Source organism: Metabacillus sp. Hm71 (genome assembly GCF_051842955.2).
Classification (GTDB): Bacteria; Bacillota; Bacilli; order Bacillales; family Bacillaceae; genus Metabacillus.
Genome location: NZ_CM200278.1, coordinates 12,501 through 33,769 on the forward strand (window position 1 = coordinate 12,501; position 21,269 = coordinate 33,769).

At 41.0% G+C, this 21,269-nt stretch carries 16 protein-coding genes, 2 tRNA genes, 3 rRNA genes, 1 other RNA gene and 1 other annotated feature; of the genes, 17 read left to right on the forward strand and 5 right to left on the reverse strand.

Annotation, left to right across the window (positions count from 1 at the left end; translation table 11 throughout):
• Positions 1–14: 14 nt before the first annotated feature.
• From ACSVDH_RS00055 to rrf, 3 genes are all read left to right on the forward strand, one after another.
• Positions 15–90, forward strand: a tRNA-Ala gene (locus ACSVDH_RS00055).
• A 90-nt stretch (positions 91–180) separates the two neighbouring features.
• Positions 181–3,112 (forward strand): 23S ribosomal RNA (locus ACSVDH_RS00060).
• An 82-nt stretch (positions 3,113–3,194) separates the two neighbouring features.
• Positions 3,195–3,310 (forward strand): 5S ribosomal RNA (gene rrf / locus ACSVDH_RS00065).
• Between the two features lie 207 nt (positions 3,311–3,517).
• Here rrf and ACSVDH_RS00070 read toward each other — a convergent pair.
• Positions 3,518–4,465 carry a YaaC family protein gene (locus ACSVDH_RS00070; RefSeq protein ID WP_439253837.1) on the reverse strand — a complete coding sequence of 316 codons (948 nt, stop codon included), beginning with the start codon at positions 4,463–4,465 and terminating at the stop codon, positions 3,518–3,520.
• A 119-nt stretch (positions 4,466–4,584) separates the two neighbouring features.
• On the opposite strand from ACSVDH_RS00070, the gene guaB reads away from it, so the two are divergent.
• From guaB to ACSVDH_RS00100, 6 genes are all read left to right on the forward strand, one after another.
• Entirely contained in the window at positions 4,585–6,048 is a 1,464-nt protein-coding gene (gene guaB / locus ACSVDH_RS00075; RefSeq protein ID WP_439253836.1) for an IMP dehydrogenase, read from the forward strand.
• Between the two features lie 199 nt (positions 6,049–6,247).
• Positions 6,248–7,597, forward strand: coding sequence for a D-alanyl-D-alanine carboxypeptidase family protein (locus tag ACSVDH_RS00080; RefSeq protein WP_439253835.1), 1,350 nt, complete (start codon positions 6,248–6,250; stop codon positions 7,595–7,597).
• Between the two features lie 477 nt (positions 7,598–8,074).
• Positions 8,075–8,962, forward strand: coding sequence for a pyridoxal 5'-phosphate synthase lyase subunit PdxS (gene pdxS / locus ACSVDH_RS00085; RefSeq protein WP_299095009.1), 888 nt, complete (start codon positions 8,075–8,077; stop codon positions 8,960–8,962).
• Between the two features lie 18 nt (positions 8,963–8,980).
• Positions 8,981–9,556 (forward strand): pyridoxal 5'-phosphate synthase glutaminase subunit PdxT, encoded by a 576-nt coding sequence (pdxT, locus tag ACSVDH_RS00090; RefSeq protein WP_299095007.1) that lies wholly within the window; start codon positions 8,981–8,983, stop codon positions 9,554–9,556.
• Between the two features lie 63 nt (positions 9,557–9,619).
• Positions 9,620–9,842: a binding site (T-box leader), on the forward strand.
• A gap of 118 nt (positions 9,843–9,960) precedes the next feature.
• Complete coding sequence (gene serS, locus ACSVDH_RS00095) at positions 9,961–11,241, forward strand: serine--tRNA ligase (protein WP_299095005.1); 1,281 nt, start codon at positions 9,961–9,963, stop codon at positions 11,239–11,241.
• 172 nt (positions 11,242–11,413) lie between these two features.
• Positions 11,414–11,506, forward strand: a tRNA-Ser gene (locus tag ACSVDH_RS00100).
• A 185-nt stretch (positions 11,507–11,691) separates the two neighbouring features.
• Here the strand turns inward: ACSVDH_RS00100 and ACSVDH_RS00105 are convergent.
• The 4 genes from ACSVDH_RS00105 to ACSVDH_RS00120 all read right to left on the reverse strand — a co-directional run bounded on the left by ACSVDH_RS00105 (position 11,692) and on the right by ACSVDH_RS00120 (position 15,049).
• The gene (locus ACSVDH_RS00105; protein ID WP_439253834.1) at positions 11,692–12,360 is read right to left on the reverse strand and encodes a deoxynucleoside kinase; all 669 of its coding nucleotides are present in this window, start codon (positions 12,358–12,360) and stop codon (positions 11,692–11,694) included.
• The gene (locus ACSVDH_RS00110) at positions 12,344–12,994 is read right to left on the reverse strand and encodes a deoxynucleoside kinase (protein ID WP_439253833.1); all 651 of its coding nucleotides are present in this window, start codon (positions 12,992–12,994) and stop codon (positions 12,344–12,346) included. Before ACSVDH_RS00110 ends, ACSVDH_RS00105 begins: the two co-directional genes overlap by 17 nt.
• Before the next feature lie 163 nt (positions 12,995–13,157).
• Positions 13,158–14,444: a glycoside hydrolase family 18 protein gene (locus ACSVDH_RS00115; protein WP_439253831.1), complete on the reverse strand. Its 1,287-nt coding sequence runs from the start codon at positions 14,442–14,444 to the stop codon at positions 13,158–13,160.
• Between the two features lie 68 nt (positions 14,445–14,512).
• Complete coding sequence (locus ACSVDH_RS00120; protein WP_439253830.1) at positions 14,513–15,049, reverse strand: cysteine hydrolase family protein; 537 nt, start codon at positions 15,047–15,049, stop codon at positions 14,513–14,515.
• A gap of 59 nt (positions 15,050–15,108) precedes the next feature.
• On the opposite strand from ACSVDH_RS00120, the gene tadA reads away from it, so the two are divergent.
• The 8 genes from tadA (at position 15,109) to ACSVDH_RS00160 (ending at position 21,238) form a co-directional block, all read left to right on the forward strand.
• Positions 15,109–15,600: a tRNA adenosine(34) deaminase TadA gene (gene tadA, locus ACSVDH_RS00125; RefSeq protein ID WP_439253828.1), complete on the forward strand. Its 492-nt coding sequence runs from the start codon at positions 15,109–15,111 to the stop codon at positions 15,598–15,600.
• A gap of 85 nt (positions 15,601–15,685) precedes the next feature.
• Positions 15,686–15,949, forward strand: an RNA gene (ffs, locus tag ACSVDH_RS00130) — signal recognition particle sRNA large type.
• A 142-nt stretch (positions 15,950–16,091) separates the two neighbouring features.
• Positions 16,092–17,780: a DNA polymerase III subunit gamma/tau gene (gene dnaX / locus ACSVDH_RS00135; protein WP_439253827.1), complete on the forward strand. Its 1,689-nt coding sequence runs from the start codon at positions 16,092–16,094 to the stop codon at positions 17,778–17,780.
• A gap of 21 nt (positions 17,781–17,801) precedes the next feature.
• On the forward strand, positions 17,802–18,125 hold the full coding sequence (locus ACSVDH_RS00140; protein ID WP_439253838.1) for a YbaB/EbfC family nucleoid-associated protein: 324 nt from the start codon (positions 17,802–17,804) through the stop codon (positions 18,123–18,125).
• An 11-nt stretch (positions 18,126–18,136) separates the two neighbouring features.
• The gene (gene recR, locus ACSVDH_RS00145) at positions 18,137–18,733 is read left to right on the forward strand and encodes a recombination protein RecR (RefSeq protein WP_299095562.1); all 597 of its coding nucleotides are present in this window, start codon (positions 18,137–18,139) and stop codon (positions 18,731–18,733) included.
• A 95-nt stretch (positions 18,734–18,828) separates the two neighbouring features.
• Positions 18,829–19,050, forward strand: a complete 222-nt coding sequence (locus ACSVDH_RS00150) for a YaaL family protein (RefSeq protein WP_299095559.1) — start codon at positions 18,829–18,831, stop codon at positions 19,048–19,050.
• 90 nt (positions 19,051–19,140) lie between these two features.
• Positions 19,141–19,407 carry a pro-sigmaK processing inhibitor BofA family protein gene (locus ACSVDH_RS00155; protein ID WP_299095556.1) on the forward strand — a complete coding sequence of 89 codons (267 nt, stop codon included), beginning with the start codon at positions 19,141–19,143 and terminating at the stop codon, positions 19,405–19,407.
• A 280-nt stretch (positions 19,408–19,687) separates the two neighbouring features.
• Positions 19,688–21,238: ribosomal RNA gene (locus tag ACSVDH_RS00160) — 16S ribosomal RNA — on the forward strand.
• The last annotated feature ends 31 nt before the right edge of the window (positions 21,239–21,269 follow it).

Here is a 21,269-nt window from a genome sequence, read left to right on the forward strand (position 1 = left end):
CATTTACTATAAACGGGGCCTTAGCTCAGCTGGGAGAGCGCCTGCTTTGCACGCAGGAGGTCAGCGGTTCGATCCCGCTAGGCTCCACCAATGTTCCTTGAAAACTAGATAACGATAACAATTCAAGTATTCACTGAGTTTAAACGCTTAGTTTAGTGATTCTTTCATAAAAAGATTTTTGGTTAAGTTATGAAGGGCGCACGGTGGATGCCTTGGCACTAGGAGCCGATGAAGGACGGTACTAACACCGATATGCTTCGGGGAGCTGTAAGTAAGCTTTGATCCGGAGATTTCCGAATGGGGAAACCCACTGTTCGTAATGGAACAGTATCTTTACCTGAATCCATAGGGTAATGAAGGCAGACCCGGGGAACTGAAACATCTAAGTACCCGGAGGAAGAGAAAGCAAACGCGATTTCCTGAGTAGCGGCGAGCGAAACGGAAGAAGCCCAAACCAAGAGGCTTGCCTCTTGGGGTTGTAGGACACTCTATTAGGAGTTACAAAGGAACGGGGTAAATGAAGCGGTCTGGAAAGGCCCGTCATAGAAGGTAACAACCCTGTAGTTGAAACTTCGTTCCCTCCAGAGTGGATCCTGAGTACGGCGGGACACGTGAAATCCCGTCGGAAGCAGGGAGGACCATCTCCCAAGGCTAAATACTCCCTAGTGACCGATAGTGAACCAGTACCGTGAGGGAAAGGTGAAAAGCACCCCGGAAGGGGAGTGAAAGAGATCCTGAAACCGTGTGCCTACAAGTAGTCAAAGCCCGTTAATGGGTAATGGCGTGCCTTTTGTAGAATGAACCGGCGAGTTACGATCCCGTGCAAGGTTAAGTTGAAGAGACGGAGCCGCAGCGAAAGCGAGTCTTAAATAGGGCGAATGAGTACGTGGTCGTAGACCCGAAACCAGGTGATCTACCCATGTCCAGGGTGAAGTTCAGGTAACACTGAATGGAGGCCCGAACCCACGCACGTTGAAAAGTGCGGGGATGAGGTGTGGGTAGCGGAGAAATTCCAATCGAACTTGGAGATAGCTGGTTCTCTCCGAAATAGCTTTAGGGCTAGCCTTGAATTAAGAGTCTTGGAGGTAGAGCACTGATTGGACTAGGGGCCCCCATCGGGTTACCGAATTCAGTCAAACTCCGAATGCCAAAGACTTATGTTCAGGAGTCAGACTGCGAGTGATAAGATCCGTAGTCAAGAGGGAAACAGCCCAGACCACCAGCTAAGGTCCCAAAGTATACGTTAAGTGGAAAAGGATGTGGAGTTGCTTAGACAACCAGGATGTTGGCTTAGAAGCAGCCACCATTTAAAGAGTGCGTAATAGCTCACTGGTCGAGTGACTCTGCGCCGAAAATGTACCGGGGCTAAACGTATCACCGAAGCTGTGGACTGTTCTTTTAGAACAGTGGTAGGAGAGCGTTCTAAGGGCTGTGAAGCTAGACCGTAAGGACTAGTGGAGCGCTTAGAAGTGAGAATGCCGGTATGAGTAGCGAAAGAGGGGTGAGAATCCCCTCCACCGAATGCCTAAGGTTTCCTGAGGAAGGCTCGTCCGCTCAGGGTTAGTCGGGACCTAAGCCGAGGCCGAAAGGCGTAGGCGATGGCCAACAGGTTGAAATTCCTGTACCACCTCCTCACCGTTTGAGCAATGGGGGGACGCAGAAGGATAGGGTAAGCGCGCTGTTGGATTAGCGCGTCCAAGCAGTTAGGCTGACAACGAGGCAAATCCCGTTGTCACATAAGCTGAGCTGTGATGGCGAGGGAACTATAGTACCGAAGTTCCTGATTCCACACTGCCAAGAAAAGCCTCTAGCGAGGTGTGAGGTGCCCGTACCGCAAACCGACACAGGTAGGCGAGGAGAGAATCCTAAGGTGAGCGAGAGAACTCTCGTTAAGGAACTCGGCAAAATGACCCCGTAACTTCGGGAGAAGGGGTGCTTTTTAGGGTGAATAGCCCGGAAAAGCCGCAGTGAATAGGCCCAGGCGACTGTTTAGCAAAAACACAGGTCTCTGCGAAGCCGCAAGGCGAAGTATAGGGGCTGACGCCTGCCCGGTGCTGGAAGGTTAAGGGGAGAGGTTAGCGCAAGCGAAGCTTTGAACTGAAGCCCCAGTAAACGGCGGCCGTAACTATAACGGTCCTAAGGTAGCGAAATTCCTTGTCGGGTAAGTTCCGACCCGCACGAAAGGCGTAACGATCTGGGCACTGTCTCAACGAGAGACTCGGTGAAATTATAGTACCTGTGAAGATGCAGGTTACCCGCGACAGGACGGAAAGACCCCGTGGAGCTTTACTGTAGCCTGATATTGAATTTTGGTACAGCTTGTACAGGATAGGTAGGAGCCTGAGAAGCCGGAGCGCCAGCTTCGGTGGAGGCGTCGGTGGGATACTACCCTGGCTGTATTGAAATTCTAACCCGCGGCCCTTATCGGGCCGGGAGACAGTGTCAGGTGGGCAGTTTGACTGGGGCGGTCGCCTCCTAAAATGTAACGGAGGCGCCCAAAGGTTCCCTCAGAATGGTTGGAAATCATTCGCAGAGTGTAAAGGCACAAGGGAGCTTGACTGCGAGACCTACAAGTCGAGCAGGGACGAAAGTCGGGCTTAGTGATCCGGTGGTTCCGCATGGAAGGGCCATCGCTCAACGGATAAAAGCTACCCCGGGGATAACAGGCTTATCTCCCCCAAGAGTCCACATCGACGGGGAGGTTTGGCACCTCGATGTCGGCTCATCGCATCCTGGGGCTGTAGTCGGTCCCAAGGGTTGGGCTGTTCGCCCATTAAAGCGGTACGCGAGCTGGGTTCAGAACGTCGTGAGACAGTTCGGTCCCTATCCGTCGTGGGCGCAGGAAATTTGAGAGGAGCTGTCCTTAGTACGAGAGGACCGGGATGGACGCACCGCTGGTGTACCAGTTGTCTTGCCAAAGGCATAGCTGGGTAGCTATGTGCGGAAGGGATAAGTGCTGAAAGCATCTAAGCATGAAGCCCCCCTCAAGATGAGATTTCCCTGTTACTTTGTAACGTAAGATCCCTGAAAGATGATCAGGTTGATAGGTCAGAGGTGGAAGCGCGGTGACGTGTGGAGCTGACTGATACTAATCGATCGAGGACTTAACCTATTTAGAAAAGCGTAAACTCAGTAAATGAATTGTATAATCGTTATCTAGTTTTGAAGGAACATGCCTTCAAACTTCATATTTATCTGGTGACGATGGCGAAGAGGTCACACCCGTTCCCATGCCGAACACGGAAGTTAAGCTCTTCAGCGCCGATGGTAGTTGGGGGTTTCCCCCTGTGAGAGTAGGACGTTGCCAGGTAAGAGAGTGAAAAGACCAGTAGAGATACTGGTCTTTTTCGATATTTAGAGTAATAAAAACCGTAAGGTTTATTCTGAAAAGAAATATAGGGAATTTTTCTAGAAAGAGAAGCCATAAGTAAAGGGACAATCGGCAAATAGCCGATTGCTTTACTTTCACTTAAACTCCAAGAGAGGTAAAATAATCTTGTGCTAAATAACTCCCACCCTAAAGATTATGCTCTAAAAAATTTAATACAAAGTAAGGAATCTTCCGTTTTGCAATCTCAATATAACGTAAGATGAATGGATAATCATCACTTGAAGCACCTAATAGAAGCTCATACCACCATTCGGTTTCATATCTTGAAATCATGCTTAAATTATATAACAATAAATAATGGACTAAGAGCTCAGGGAGAATTAGCAACGTTTCCCGTGAGTTTGGAAGATAGAAACAATCTTCCTCCAAGTGATAAGAAAAAGGTGCACAATGAAAATTTGCAATTGAAACCTTGTTCAGCAGCAAACAATCGTTATGTCCAGACTCAGCAGTGTTAAATTTATACTTTTCTTCAAGATATTCAGCCAATCGTGTTAAAGACATATGAAAACATTGCGCTATGTTCTCTGAAAGCACAAGCCGGCCCTGATTTGTTTTAAGTTTAATAAAATGTTCCTTTGAATGATGAAAGAAAAATACCTCATTCATTTCCGCAATTTGCTTTAATAATAACTCCATTGAATATTTTTCAGCATCAAGATGATTAATTTGAAATAATTTATTTGCTACATGAGAAAAAAGGCCATTTCGTTGTATTTTAATTTCATCTTTTAAAAAATGATATTGTTGCTTTTTGCGCTTCCTACTAGAGACACCATGTGCAAGAACAGAGGATGTGGACGGGTACTCAGGATCGATAACAATAAGGCATGCTTTAATTAATTGTGATATACCGTAAAATAACAGCATTGGCTGAATTGTGTATGGCGATTGACCCGCTTGTAAGAAAAAATTTTCTCCATGCTTTAGAAAATAAACAAACCTGTAGCCATTTTCATATGATAGTCCACTTGCATTTTCAAAAGAAAGTTTTTTATAACATTTTTCCAGTTTTTTTTGAACCGTTTCCGTTGAATGATAAGATAGTAAGCGTTCCCAAAATGATGACGTCATAAATTGTACACTCCATTTACTGAATTCTAAATATTTAAACTCTTTTCTCCTTCCTTGACAGCCGTTATGACTGTTGATAATCTACTAATAATATTTTGCCGAAAAAAGGGGGATTTACTATGTGGGAACAAAAATTTTCTAAAGAAGGCTTAACATTTGATGATGTATTATTAGTACCAGCTAAATCAGAGGTATTGCCAAGGGATGTTGACTTAAGTGTACAGCTGACTCCTAGCTTAAAACTTAATATTCCAATCATAAGTGCTGGTATGGACACTGTAACAGAGGCAGAACTTGCTATTGCGATTGCAAGACAAGGTGGATTAGGTGTTATTCATAAAAATATGTCAATTGAACAGCAAGCAGAGCAGGTTGATAAAGTAAAAAGATCTGAAAGAGGCGTTATTACGGATCCATTTTTTTTAACTCCGGAACATCAAGTTTATGATGCTGAGCATTTAATGGGCAAATATAGAATTTCTGGTGTTCCAGTTGTAAATAACCCTGAGGAACAAAAGCTAGTTGGAATCATTACAAATCGTGATATGCGTTTTATTCAAGATTACTCAATTAAAATCAATGATGTTATGACAAAAGAGAACCTTGTGACAGCGGGTGTAGGGACCACTTTAAAAGACGCAGAGAGCATTTTACAAAAACATAAAATTGAAAAGCTGCCGCTTGTAGATGAAAATGGTGTTTTAAAAGGCTTAATTACAATCAAAGATATTGAAAAAGTCATTGAGTTCCCGAATTCAGCAAAAGATGCTCACGGTCGTTTGATTGTTGCTGCCGCTGTAGGGGTTACTGCTGATACAATGGTTCGCGTGAAAAAGCTAGTAGAAGCGAATGTTGATGCAATCGTAGTAGACACAGCGCATGGCCATTCTAAAGGCGTTTTAGAGACGGTTAGAATGATCCGTAATGAATACCCTGATTTAAATATTGTTGCTGGAAATGTGGCAACTGCAGAAGCGACAAAGGCACTAATCGATGCGGGAGCTAATGTGGTTAAAGTCGGAATTGGACCTGGTTCAATATGTACAACAAGGGTTGTAGCAGGTGTTGGTGTTCCCCAAATCACAGCTGTGTATGACTGTGCTACAGAAGCTAGAAAGCACGGTATTTCCATAATTGCAGACGGAGGAATTAAGTACTCTGGTGATATGGTAAAAGCTATTGCAGCTGGCGGACACGCTGTTATGCTCGGAAGCCTTCTTGCTGGGACATCTGAAAGCCCAGGGGAAACAGAAATTTTCCAAGGACGCCGTTTTAAAGTATACCGAGGAATGGGTTCAGTTGGTGCAATGGAAAAGGGCAGTAAGGATCGTTATTTCCAAGAAGATAATAAAAAATTCGTTCCAGAAGGAATTGAAGGCAGAACGCCTTATAAAGGACCATTATCAGAAACCATTTATCAGCTAGTAGGCGGTATTCGTTCTGGTATGGGTTATTGCGGAACAAAAAATCTTGAAGAATTAAGAGAAAACACACAATTTATCCGTATGACTGGTGCAGGATTAAAGGAAAGTCATCCACATGATGTACAAATTACAAAAGAAGCACCAAATTACTCACTATAATCTCCCAAGTATGACAAAAACTTCGTGAATTATGACAGAACTTTAACAATTGACAGAGACTTGTACTCTGTCTATTTTTTTTTGAATTTGTATGATAAAATCTATCTTGTTGTTTTAAAAATGAAAAGAAAAAATAATGTTCTAGTAAAAATAAACAGATGTTTTTAACTATAGATATATTAAATTTGGAGGTATCACATTGATCAGTAAAAAATTTAAGAGGTTGTTCGCCGTTCTATTTGCGTTCACATTTATTGTTTCTGCGTTTTCCCCTTTCACAACGGTTAGTGCTGCAGAGGAGCCGATTTCAATTAATGCAAGCTCTGCCATTATCATAGAGGAATCGACTGGAACCATCCTTTATGGGAAAAATATTGATGAAAAGCTTCCTGTCGCTAGTATGGCAAAGGTTATGACAGAGTATTTAGTACTTGAAGCAATTAAAGATGGAAAGATTAAGTGGGAGCAAACCTATACTCCGAGTGAGTATGTCTATAAAATCTCACAAAATGGCGATTTATCAAATGTTCCGTTAAGACAAGACGGCTCTTATACTGTTCAGGAATTATATGAAGCCATGGCAATTTATTCTGCTAATGGTGCAGCTATTGCGTTAGCTGAAATCATTGCTGGTTCTGAAACGGCTTTTGTAAAACAAATGAATGAAAAAGCAAAGGCGTTAGGTCTAACAAACTATGAATTTGTTAATGCAACTGGCTTAGAAAATAAAGATCTGCTAGGGATGCATCCAGAAGGTACAAGTGCCGATGCAGAAAACCGTTTATCTGCCCGTGATATGGCTTTGCTTTCTCAAAAATTAATTAATGACTTCCCAGAGATTTTAGATACAGCCAGTACTCCTAAAAAAGTATTTAGAGAAGGCACAGATGATGCTACTAATATGCCGAACTGGAACTGGATGCTTCCAGGTTTAGTTTATGAGTATGAAGGCGTAGATGGATTAAAGACAGGTTCTACTACCAATGCAGGATCATGTTTTACAGCAACTGCTGAACGTAATGGAATGCGCGTTATTTCAGTCGTGATGAACGCACAAGGTAAATCATTGCATGAATCACGATTTGTCGAAACGGAAAAAATGCTGAATTATGCTTTCAACAATTTTTCAGTAAAAGAAGTTTTCCCTGCTAATTATCAAATAAAATCACAATCTACTATCCCTGTTGTAAAGGGTAAGGAAGATCAAGTTTCAATTCATACTAAAGAAGCTATTAATCTTGTTGTGAAAAATGGTGAAGAAAATGCGTACAAACCAACGTTCCAGCTTGATCAAAAACAGCTAACAAAAAAAGGAGAGCTGACTGCTCCTGTTAAGAAAGATCAAAAGGTTGGTACCATGGTTGTCAGCTATCAAGGTAATGGAAGTTCTTTAGGTTTTGTTGATAAAAATAAATCACCTCAAGTAGATGTTGTTACGAAAGAGGCAGTTGAAAAAGCAAACTGGTTTGTCCTATCAATGAGAGGCGTTGGCGGCTTCTTCAGCGGTTTATGGGGCACGATTACAGATACAGTTAAAGGCTGGTTTTAATGAAAGGCTCCTATTATGGAGCCTTTTTTATAATATCAGAATTTATATATTTTCTTAACATAGCTTGCGTTTCTGAATCTAGCTCCAGGCGCCATCGGCGAAGCACAGGACGTGAAAGTGCAGTCAAGAGATAAGGCCGCCCTAGTTTTTGACTGCCTCTAGGGTCTAGTCAAACAGGAATTGAAGGTAAAGAACACCTTTTATTCCTGTTCGCCTTATGCTTGTTGCCGAATGCTAAGCGCCTTGCGCTTTTCTTATATAGAATTTGTATGTGTTCTCTATCATATATAAGGAATTGGAAATCTTAAGTATATGAAAAAAATGATTGAATAGTGTATGATTTAGGAATTGTTTTACTAATTGTATTAATTTTGATAGGATTTTTTTAAAAGTTAGGATAAAATATAGCGTAGATGAATTTTAAACAACACTATAACAAATCCTATTAAAGGAAATTACATAAGGGGGACTAACATAATGAGTAATACAACAGGTACTGACCGCGTTAAACGAGGTATGGCAGAGATGCAAAAAGGCGGCGTCATTATGGACGTTGTCAACGCAGAACAAGCGAAAATTGCAGAGGAAGCCGGTGCGGTAGCAGTAATGGCACTTGAGCGTGTTCCTGCTGATATTCGTGCTGCTGGCGGTGTAGCAAGAATGGCTGATCCTACAATCGTAGAAGAAGTGATGAATGCTGTATCCATTCCAGTAATGGCAAAAGCACGTATCGGTCATATCGTTGAAGCACGTGTATTAGAAGCAATGGGTGTAGACTACATTGACGAAAGTGAAGTATTAACACCTGCTGATGAAGAATTCCATCTGTTAAAAAGTGACTTCACTGTTCCATTTGTTTGCGGCTGCCGCGACTTAGGTGAAGCGACTCGTCGTATCGCTGAAGGTGCATCGATGCTTCGTACAAAAGGTGAACCTGGTACAGGTAACATTGTTGAAGCTGTTCGTCATATGCGTAAAGTGAATGCGCAAATTCGTAAAGTTGCAGCGATGAGTGAAGATGAATTAATGACGGAAGCAAAAAATCTTGGTGCACCATTTGAACTTCTTCTTCAAATTAAAAAAGAAGGAAAATTGCCAGTCGTTAACTTTGCAGCTGGCGGTGTAGCAACTCCGGCAGATGCTGCATTAATGATGCAACTTGGAGCAGATGGCGTATTCGTTGGTTCAGGGATCTTCAAATCTGAAAATCCGGCTAAATTTGCTCGTTCAATTGTAGAAGCAACAACACATTATCAAGACTATGAACTAATTGCTCAGCTTTCAAAAGGTCTTGGAAGTGCTATGCAAGGAATTGAAATTTCAAGCCTTTTACCAGAGCAAAGAATGCAAGAGCGTGGTTGGTAATAAAAAGGAGTTTTTAACATGCTAAAAATCGGTGTTTTAGGCCTGCAAGGGGCTGTAAGAGAACATATTCGCTCTGTTGAGGCATGTGATGCTGAAGGGATCGTCATTAAGACTGTAGAACAGCTTGATGAAGTGGATGGTTTAATTATCCCAGGCGGAGAAAGCACAACAATGCGTCGTTTAATTGATAAGTACAACTTTATGGAGCCTTTAAAGAATTTTGCTGCTGCTGGAAAGCCGATGTTTGGCACATGTGCTGGATTAATTTTACTTGCCAAAAACATTGTTGGAAACAGCGAGCCTCATTTAGGGCTATTAGATGCAACCGTTGAACGTAATTCCTTTGGCCGTCAAAAAGACAGCTTTGAGGCGGAATTAATGATTACTGGTGTCGGTGAGGACTTTGTAGGTGTATTTATCCGGGCACCGCATATTGTTGAGGTAGGAGAAGATGTTGAAATCCTGGCGAAACATAACGGACGAATTGTTGCAGCACGTCAAGGACAGTTCCTCGGATGCTCATTCCACCCGGAATTAACGGATGATCATCGTATGACGCAATTATTTATAAATATGGTAAAAGAATCAAAATAGATGTATAAAAAGCTTGCAGGTGCTGTAAACTTGTAGTAAATTTATGATTACTAAAATGTATATGTTAACGTGATGATAGGAACTAGTAGCAGGATCTTCTATCTGCAGAGAGCCGATGCTTGGTGGAAATCGGTGATAGATGCTTGTGAATCCATCCTTGAATGAATGGCTGAACAGGGTTTTAACACTAACTAGGCGATTCCGGCTATGACCGTTATTCATTAAGTGAAAAATACGTTATGTATTTTTAACTAGGGTGGCAACGCGGGTAACTCTCGTCCCTTTTTGGGGACGGGAGTTTTTTATTTTATTCTAGTTATATTAAAGCTCATTGTTGATTTTTCAACTAATCAACACAAAATTATTTGAGCTATTTTATAATAAATGACAAAGGAGAATGAAGCATGTTAGATATTAGGTATTTGCGTGCGAATTTTGAAGAAGTAAAAGAAAAGTTATCAAAACGCGGCGAAGATTTAACAGATTTCGGAAAATTTGAGGAATTGGATAAAAAGAGAAGAGAGCTCATTGCATCTACTGAAGAACTCAAAAGCAAACGAAATGATGTTTCATCTCAAATTGCGCAATTAAAAAGAGAAAAGCAAGATGCTGATCATTTAATTAAAGCAATGAAAGAGGTAGGAGAAGAGATTAAAGTTCTTGATGACCAATTGCGTGAGGTTGAAGCGGAATTAGATCAATTGCTTTTATCAATTCCAAATATTCCACATGAGAGTGTGCCGATTGGTGATACTGAAGATGATAATATTGAAGTTCGCAAATGGGGCGAATTACCAAAGTTTGATTTCGAACCAAAACCGCATTGGGACATTGCAGATGGGCTAAAGATATTGGATTTCGAACGAGCTGCAAAGGTAACAGGAAGTCGTTTCGTTTTTTATCGCGGATTAGGTGCAAGATTGGAAAGAGCGCTTTTTAACTTTATGCTTGATCTTCATATCGAGGAGCATGGATATACAGAAATTTTGCCGCCATTTATTGTAAACCGCGACAGTATGACTGGGACTGGTCAATTACCAAAGTTTGAAGAGGATGCTTTTAAAATTGCAGGTGAGGATTACTTTTTAATTCCTACTGCTGAGGTACCGGTAACCAATTTGCATCGCGAGGAAATTTTAAATGTTGAACAGCTTCCAATTTGCTATGCGGCGTTTAGTGCAAATTTCCGTTCGGAAGCAGGGTCTGCAGGTAGGGATACGAGAGGATTAATTCGTCAGCATCAATTCAATAAGGTTGAGCTAGTCCGCTTTGTTAAACCTGAAGACTCTTATGAGGAGCTTGAAAAGCTTACAGGACACGCTGAAAAGGTTCTTCAGCTACTAGGATTGCCATACAGGGTTTTAAGCATGTGTACGGCCGATCTAGGCTTCACAGCAGCTAAAAAATATGACCTTGAAGTTTGGATTCCTAGCTACGGAACATACCGGGAAATTTCTTCTTGCAGTAATTTTGAAGCATTCCAGGCACGCCGTGCAAACATACGCTTCAGACGTGATGCGAAAGCCAAGGTTGAACATGTTCATACCTTAAATGGATCAGGATTAGCGATCGGAAGAACGGTAGCCGCCATTTTAGAAAACTATCAACAAGAAGATGGATCAGTTATTATTCCAGAAGTTTTAAGACCATATATGGGAAATAAAGAGCGAATCAGCATTCAGTAATAAAACGAATTGATCGAAACAGGGAGTTTTGATTCATTAAAAAACTCCTTGTTTCAATCTGTATAAAGCTATTCTATCGCGAGCATGCTAATTAATAGAAAAAGTTTTTAATTTTTTTCACGAAATTGTTGACAAGCATAATAGTATATGATAAATTAAATCTTGTCGAAACGGAGGAATACCCAAGTCCGGCTGAAGGGATCGGTCTTGAAAACCGACAGGGGTGTCAAAGCCCGCGGGGGTTCGAATCCCCCTTCCTCCTCCATAATTTAAACCATTATCTCATATTTAGCGCATAAAATATGGGGATTGATACAATCGTTACATTTGTAGTAACGATTTTTTTTATGTTCTTTTTAAAAAAAATAGCAATCACAAAGAGGAGCATGCTATCCTTTGTGATTGCTATTTTTCAATTTTAACGTAATCCTTGTAATTGAAAGTCTCGCTTTATTTTTTTAATAACCTCGATTGCTCGATAAAATACCCAATTCGCTCAATAATCGGTTCGATAGTTTGTTCATTTTTCATGATATCATAGTCGTTAATATTCACTCGTAAAACAGGACAAGCATTAAAGTTATTAATCCAATTTTCATAGCGGCGATGCATTTCCTCCCAATATTCAACAGGGGTTTGCTGTTCCATTGGTCTGCCTCGTAATTTTATTCTTTCTAAAATATCATCTAAGCTTCCCTCAAGATAGATAAGAAGGTCCGGGTGTGGGAAATAAGGCGTCATCACCATTGCTTCAAAAAGATTTGTATACGTTTCGTAATCAACTGCAGACATTGTGCCTTTTTCATAATGCATTTTGGCGAAGATGCCCGTATCTTCATAAATGGATCGATCCTGTATAAATCCTCCGCCATATTCAAATATTTTCTTCTGTTCTTTAAAACGTTCAGCAAGGAAATAGATTTGCAAGTGAAAGCTCCAGCGTTCAAAATCAGCGTAAAACTTATCTAAATAAGGATTTGAATCAACCTTTTCGAAAGAGGTCTTGAAATTCAACGCGTTCGCTAGTGCATTTGTCATCGTTGATTTTCCTACACCAACAGTACCGGCAATTGTAATAACCGAGTTGTGTGGAATGTTATATTTATCTAGTAGTTTCATTTGAGCTGGCTCCTTTTTGAAAATGCTGATCTAAATGTTTGAAGATCCTGGTTAAATCATGTTTGTTTTTAACAAAATCTAAAGAGTCACCATTAAGTCTAATAACAGGTACAGAAGGGTGATTCTTTTCCCATTCAATCATTGCTATTTCATAGTCTACTGAAAGCTGCAAAAGATACTCTGGATCAATATTGCGCTCAATTTCTCGTCCTCTTGCTGCAATACGGGTAAGCAATGTTGGAAGACTTGCATGTAAATAGATGATTAAGCTAGGTGTAGGCATATCTGCTGTTAATATTTCGTAGATTTTTACATATTTATCGTATTGTTCTTTTTTTAATGTACGCTTGGCAAAGATAAGATTTTTATAAATATGATAATCCGCTACCACAGGTTTATTCTTCTGAAGATATTGTTTTGTAATATCTTCTAATTGTTTATATCGGTTGCAAAGAAAAAACATCTCGGTTTGGAAACTCCATTCTTCAATGTTCATATAAAATTTCCCTAGAAATGGATTTTCTTCTACTATTTCTTTTAATAAATGAAATTGATAATGGTCAGCTATTGCTTTCGATAATGACGTTTTGCCAACGCCGATTGGGCCCTCTACAGTAATAAAGGGTGTCTTCATAATGGTCCTCCTTTAAACTGAAACACCTTTCCTTTAAAAATTGACAAAGTTCATTTTACCACAGCCATTTCTATTTTAGAGCAACCATCGAAGAGAATACATTTATTTCCAACAATTGAATGAAAATTGAAAAAAGAGATCTGAAAAATCAGATCCCCATTAGTTATTTTTTTTCAATTTCAAAATTATCTGCAAGCAGCAGCCAATTCTGTGGAAAAGCTAAACCAAGCTTCCAATAGCTTATGCCTCGCAAATTAAGCTCTTTAATTAGATTAAATTTCGCTTGAATTGATCGTGCGTCCTCGAACCAAACCTCATGCTCTTTCCCATTATTATCTCTGTAATTAAAGTGGGGAGCTTGTGCTTCAACATCATATTGAATCGGTACATTATGTTGGCTTGCTAGTTGTATCGCCTGTTGTGGGCTTATCGCTTTTGCGAATGGCCCTCCTTGAACAAATGGTAACGTCCAGTCATAACCGTACAGGTTTTGCCCCATCATAATTTTGCGGCTAGGCATTTCTGATATGGCATATTCGAGTACCTCTCTAACAGGATTGATCGGAGAAACCGCCATCGGGGGACCGCCGCTATATCCCCATTCATAGGTCATGATGACAACAAAATCAACAATTTGTCCATGAGCTTTATAATCATGTGCCTCATACCAACGACCCTTTTGACCGGCACTTGTTTTAGGTGCCAATGCTGTAGAGAGCAGCCAGCCTTCCTGGCTAAATCTGTTTTTAGCCCTTCGTAGAAATTGATTGTATGCTTCCCGGTCCTGCGGTCTTAAGTACTCCATGTCAAAATGAATATCACGGAAGCCGTATTTTTTGGCAGTTGTCACAATATTACTTAAAAGCTTATTTTGTATGTCCATATTTGTTAAGACAATTCGGCCGAGTTCATCACTAAATTGATCATTTTCAAGATTGGTGATCGCCATCATTAAGGTGACGCCGTTTTGTCTGGCGATTTGCGGGAAGTTATTTAATAAAGGTTCTTTTAACGTTCCGTCCCTTTGAATTTGAAAACTAAATGGACCAAGATAGGTTAGATAGGGTGCTGCATCACGTGCAGCCTGTTCAAGATTTGGAGATACACTAGTACCTCTAGGCTCAACATATGCATTGGATTCAACTGATCTTTGTCTTCTAACCGGGATGTATAACCGCAATCCGATTGAAAGCGGCTGGTTCATTTGAATATTATTGACTCTTGCTAATTCAGCAGGGGAGATTCCAAATCTTTGACCAATGCTATATAAACTATCACCCTGACGGACCCAATAAAATCTTCCTTGAATCGGAATGACAATCGCTTGACCTACGACAAGATTATTCGGATTAGGCAGTTCATTTGCACGAACAATCTCTTGTACCGTCGTACTGTAGGCTTGAGCAATGCCATTCAAATTTTGTCCTTGCTGGACAATATGTATTTGCATGTTTGTCCTCCTTAGCATACGTTTTTGTACATCATATGTAGAGAGAACGGATCACATGTTAGTTTAATTTATATATTTTCACTATTTACAATTTTGGCTTTTAACGTATGTTTCATCATTTTTAAAGCAAACATATTGTCCTCCTCTTCATTAGAGGCGATGCAATCTGCAGGAATGGTGATCTGATATCCTCTCATATAAGCATCATTTGCTGTAAATAAAACACATATGTTTCCTGCGATACCCGTTATAATGACTTCTTTTATCTGTAAGTTATAAAGCAGTGTGTTTAAAGCTGTTCCGAAAAAAGCCGAGTGTTTAGGTTTAATCAAGAAAAATTCATCATCCTCAGGATATATCGTATGGATAATCTTTTCACTTAAGTTGTTTTTACACTTATCAGCAATTTTTTGATAATCCGCCTGCCATAGGTCATAATGGTCGTTCACATAAATAATTGGAACGGCAATTGTTTTTAGTTTCTTTTTTAAGGCGAAAATATTATGGGAGATATCCTCAGCTTGTTTTGCTAAAATAGGACCATGATCGAACTGAAAATTATTAATCATATCTATAATAAGAAGTGCTTGGTTTGAGTGTTCCATCTGAACCTCCTTTATGAATTAGAGTGAACAGAATAGTAAAATATATAAGGGGCTTTTGCATGTTTAACGATCAATATTTTATGAAGTTAGCAATAGAAGAAGCAAAAAAGGCGCAAGAAATTGGTGAAGTTCCAATTGGAGCAGTGATTGTGCTTGATGGGAACGTTATTGCCTCTGCCTATAACTTGCGGGAAAAGGATCAGCGTTCGATTGCACATGCAGAAATTTTAGCGATTGATGAAGCGTGTAAATCCCTGGGGACATGGAGATTAGAGGAGGCAACGCTTTATGTCACTTTAGAGCCGTGTCCAATGTGTGCAGGAGCCATTGTCTTATCAAGAATAAAACGAGTCGTATACGGAGCTGCTGATCCGAAGGGCGGTTGTGCAGGAACCTTAATGAATTTGCTGCAAGAGCAAAGATTTAATCATCAAGTGGAAGTGGCAATGGGTGTTGAGGAAGAGGTATGCAGCACATTGTTAAGCGATTTTTTTCGGGAACTCAGGCAGCGAAAAAAGCAATCGAAAGCGAACGGAAAAAACTTACAGTGAGTAGCCATTGCAATTTTACGAAGAAGGTTATATACTTATACATGCGTCGTACTTAACGGCGCAACTAAATATGGTATCAATTTTGCCGTGCTAAGCGGGGAGGTAGCGGTGCCCTGTACTCGCAATCCGCTCTAGCGAGGCCGAATTCCTTCTAGAGGTTAACATACTGTAGGGCTGCCTCAAGTAAGTGGTGTTGACGCCTGGGTCCTGCGCAATGGGAATCCATGAACCATGTCAGGTCCGGAAGGAAGCAGCATTAAGTGGAAGCTCTCATGTGCCGCAGGGTCGCCTGGGTCGAGCTAACTGCTTGAGTAACGCCTATGGGTGTTAATCGAAGGAAGGTGCACGGCAGTTTATTTAAAAATAACGACTCACTCTGTTAAAGGGTGAGTTTTTGTTTGTTTTCAATTATATTTTCTTAATAGGTAAACCTTTGTAAAACGGAAGTTGGTTGTTATAATAATATAGAAGAAGATAAAGGGGGCATTTTTGTGGGATATCAAGCTTTATATCGTGTTTATCGACCTCAGCAATTTCATGATGTGGTCGGACAAGAACATATCACTAAAACGTTACAAAATGCCCTGTTACAAAATAAATTTTCACATGCTTATCTTTTCTCGGGGCCTAGAGGTACCGGGAAAACAAGTGCAGCAAAAATATTTGCAAAAGCGGTAAACTGTGAAAAGGCTCCAACAGCAGAACCATGTAATGAGTGTCCAACATGCAAAGGAATTACAACCGGGACAATATCTGATGTCATTGAAATAGATGCTGCCTCTAACAATGGTGTTGATGAAATTAGAGATATACGCGACAAAGTTAAATATGCCCCATCATCTGTCCAATATAAGGTCTATATTGTGGATGAGGTTCATATGTTATCGATTGGTGCTTTTAATGCTCTCTTAAAAACATTAGAAGAACCGCCAAAGCATGTTATCTTCATATTAGCTACAACAGAACCGCACAAAATTCCATTAACGATTATCTCCCGATGTCAACGTTTTGACTTCAGGCGAATAACGGCTACTGATATCGTTAGAAGAATGAAAGAAATCGTACATAAACAACAGGTGAATATTGAAGAAGCGGCGTTAGATGTTATTGCTAGGGCAGCTGATGGCGGGATGAGGGATGCTTTAAGCCTTCTTGACCAAGCAATCTCATATAGCGATGATCTTGTCAGACTGGACGAGGCATTGCTAATTACCGGGTCTGTTTCACAAGACTTTATCGGAAAAATTGCATCCGCTATACACGAAAAGGATGTGACAACTGCATTACAAGCTCTTGATCAGTTAATGTATCAAGGGAAGGATCCAGCGCGGTTTATAGAGGATGTTATCTTTTACTATAGAGATATGCTCTTATACCAAACAGCCCCAACACTTGAGGATGTGTTGGAACGGGTAACTGTTGATGAACAGTTTATTGAGTTATCAAATGAAATACCATCTAATGAGATTTATGAAACGATCGAAATGTTAAGTAAAAGCCAACAAGAGATGAAATTTACAAACCACCCAAGGATTTTCTTGGAAATTGCCCTTGTAAAGTTATGTCAACAACCAGCAGCGGCTTCCCATTTTGACAACGAAGGGTATAATTCCTTAATGGAAAAGATCACTAGTTTGCAATCAGAATTAACCAGATTAAAGCAGCAAGGTCTAACTGCACCTCAACAACAATCAGCAGCTAATGAGCCAAAACAAAGATCAATAAAAAGCGGCTATAAAACCCCTGAAGGCAGAATTCATGAGATTCTCAAAGTTGCAACTAGAAAAGATTTAGAAATTGTGAAAAGTCGCTGGGGAGAACTTTTGGAATTGCTAAAAAGGCAAAATAAAGTATCTCATGCGGCATTACTCAATGATAGTGAGCCGGTAGCGGCTTCAGAATCTGCATTTGTTTTGAAGTTTAAATTTGAAATCCACTGCAAAATGGTGGCTGAAAATAACAACAATGTTCGATCCAATATGGAATTAATTTTACAAGAAATTACGGGCAAAAGTTTGGAAATGGTTGGCGTTCCTGAGCATGATTGGGTTAAAATAAGAGAAGAATTCCTAAGGGATCACAAAGATGAAAATGTAAACCAGCAGGAAGAAGAGGAAGACCCTCTTATCGCTGAAGCAAGAAAATTAGTAGGTAATGATTTAATCGAAATAAAAGAATAACAATTGGAGGAATGAGATATGATGCGTGGCGGTATGGGCAATATGCAAAAAATGATGAAGCAAATGCAAAAAATGCAAAAGGATATGGCGAAAGCGCAAGAAGAGCTTGCGACAAAAACAGTTGAGGGTACTGCAGGCGGCGGTATGGTAACGGTTATTGTTAACGGACAAAAGGAGTTAGTTGAAGTAAATATTAAAGAAGAAGTTGTAGATCCGGAAGATATTGAAATGCTGCAAGACTTAGTATTGGCAGCAACAAACGATGCATTGAAAAAAATTGATGATCTAACAAACGAAACAATGGGTCAATTTACAAAAGGAATGAACTTACCGGGGATGTTCTAGGAGGATTTATTATGCATTATCCTGAACCAATATCAAAGCTGATTGATAGCTTTATGAAATTGCCAGGAATCGGACCAAAAACGGCCGTTCGACTGGCTTTTTTTGTCTTGAATATGAAAGAAGATGTCGTGTTGGATTTTGCAAAAGCATTAGTTAATGCGAAAAGGAACCTAACCTATTGCTCGGTTTGTGGTCACATAACAGATCAAGACCCTTGCTATATATGTGAGGATGACCGACGAGATAAAAGTGTGGTTTGTGTTGTGCAAGATCCAAAAGATGTCATTGCTATGGAAAAAATGAAAGAATATAACGGTCTATATCATGTCTTACATGGCTCAATATCCCCGATGGATGGAATTGGACCTGAGGATATTAAAATTCCTGAACTATTAAAGAGACTTCAAGATGATGTAATCCAAGAAGTCATTCTAGCTACGAACCCCAATATTGAGGGTGAAGCAACAGCTATGTATATTTCAAGATTATTAAAACCTTCTGGTATTAAAATAACGAGAATTGCACATGGTTTACCTGTAGGCGGCGATTTGGAATATGCGGATGAGGTTACCTTATCGAAGGCATTAGAAGGAAGAAGAGAGTTATAAAGAGTGGACATAGGACATCCCTTTAGACTGCTTTTTTACATTTTTTGATCGAATTATGATCATACAACAGTTTATGTGAATAAAGGAGGACAACTATGCTTTTTCGCCGAAAAGGTTGGTTAAGAAATCAATATGACCAGCAATTAATACAAAATTTACTCGATCTAAAACAAGAGTGGAATCGGCAAAAGCAACTCATTGAAAAAAGTGTAGAACCTTCTTCACAAGTTCTCTACGAATTAAAGGTTGCTGAAGCAAAATATTTTTTCTTATTAAAAGAAGCTAAGAAACGCAATATTAAGATAGGCCGTATGTAAGCTTATCTTAATATTGCGCTTAAATAGCTTGTTCTATTTTTTTACTCTTTTCATATCTTTTACTAAAGAGAAATGAAAGAGAGTGATTACATGGATCCAATCGTTGTTTTTTCAGTACTCGGAGGGTTAATTCTAGTCCTTTTGTTTGTTGGGGCTCCCATCAGTCCTCTTAGATTTATCGGACAACTATGTATAAAGATCATCATCGGAGCGTTGCTGCTGTTTTTTGTAAATGCATTTGGTACGAGCTTCGATCTTCATATACCTATAAATTTAATTACTTCTAGTGTTTCTGGAATATTGGGTATTCCTGGATTAGTCGCTTTAATTGTTATTAAAACAATGATCATTGGTTGAAACAAATGGATCAATTCATTTGTTTCATTTTTTGTTGACATGTAAATTCATTGGTGATATATTATTATACGTCGCTGATGACGAGGGATTTTCCCTTTATATTTTTTTAAAAAAAGCTGTTGACTTAAATTAAAAATATATGTTAATATATTTAAGTCGCTTCTTAATGAAAGTGATAAAAGTTCTTTGAAAACTAAACAAAACCAAGCGTGCCAACGTTAATTTCGATTAACAAACAACGTACTAAAATAGTACATTTTTTATGAGCTATATCAACTCTTTATTGGAGAGTTTGATCCTGGCTCAGGACGAACGCTGGCGGCGTGCCTAATACATGCAAGTCGAGCGAATCTGAGGGAGCTTGCTCCCGATGATTAGCGGCGGACGGGTGAGTAACACGTGGGTAACCTGCCTGTAAGATTGGGATAACTCCGGGAAACCGGAGCTAATACCGGATAACATTTCGAACCGCATGGTTCGAAGTTGAAAGGTGGCTTTTGCTACCACTTACAGATGGACCCGCGGCGCATTAGCTAGTTGGTGAGGTAACGGCTCACCAAGGCAACGATGCGTAGCCGACCTGAGAGGGTGATCGGCCACACTGGGACTGAGACACGGCCCAGACTCCTACGGGAGGCAGCAGTAGGGAATCTTCCGCAATGGACGAAAGTCTGACGGAGCAACGCCGCGTGAGCGAAGAAGGCCTTCGGGTCGTAAAGCTCTGTTGTTAGGGAAGAACAAGTACCGTTCAAATAGGGCGGTACCTTGACGGTACCTAACCAGAAAGCCACGGCTAACTACGTGCCAGCAGCCGCGGTAATACGTAGGTGGCAAGCGTTGTCCGGAATTATTGGGCGTAAAGCGCGCGCAGGCGGTTTCTTAAGTCTGATGTGAAAGCCCACGGCTCAACCGTGGAGGGTCATTGGAAACTGGGGAACTTGAGTGCAGAAGAGGAGAGTGGAATTCCACGTGTAGCGGTGAAATGCGTAGAGATGTGGAGGAACACCAGTGGCGAAGGCGACTCTCTGGTCTGTAACTGACGCTGAGGCGCGAAAGCGTGGGGAGCGAACAGGATTAGATACCCTGGTAGTCCACGCCGTAAACGATGAGTGCTAAGTGTTAGAGGGTTTCCGCCCTTTAGTGCTGCAGCAAACGCATTAAGCACTCCGCCTGGGGAGTACGGTCGCAAGACTGAAACTCAAAGGAATTGACGGGGGCCCGCACAAGCGGTGGAGCATGTGGTTTAATTCGAAGCAACGCGAAGAACCTTACCAGGTCTTGACATCCTTCGCTACTTCTAGAGATAGAAGGTTCCCCTTCGGGGGACGAAGTGACAGGTGGTGCATGGTTGTCGTCAGCTCGTGTCGTGAGATGTTGGGTTAAGTCCCGCAACGAGCGCAACCCTTGATCTTAGTTGCCAGCATTCAGTTGGGCACTCTAAGGTGACTGCCGGTGACAAACCGGAGGAAGGTGGGGATGACGTCAAATCATCATGCCCCTTATGACCTGGGCTACACACGTGCTACAATGGATGGTACAAAGGGCTGCAAGACCGCGAGGTCAAGCCAATCCCATAAAACCATTCTCAGTTCGGATTGCAGGCTGCAACTCGCCTGCATGAAGCCGGAATCGCTAGTAATCGCGGATCAGCATGCCGCGGTGAATACGTTCCCGGGCCTTGTACACACCGCCCGTCACACCACGAGAGTTTGTAACACCCGAAGTCGGTGGGGTAACCGCAAGGAGCCAGCCGCCTAAGGTGGGACAGATGATTGGGGTGAAGTCGTAACAAGGTAGCCGTATCGGAAGGTGCGGCTGGATCACCTCCTTTCTAAGGAAAATGAGGCTCGCTTGGTTTTTGT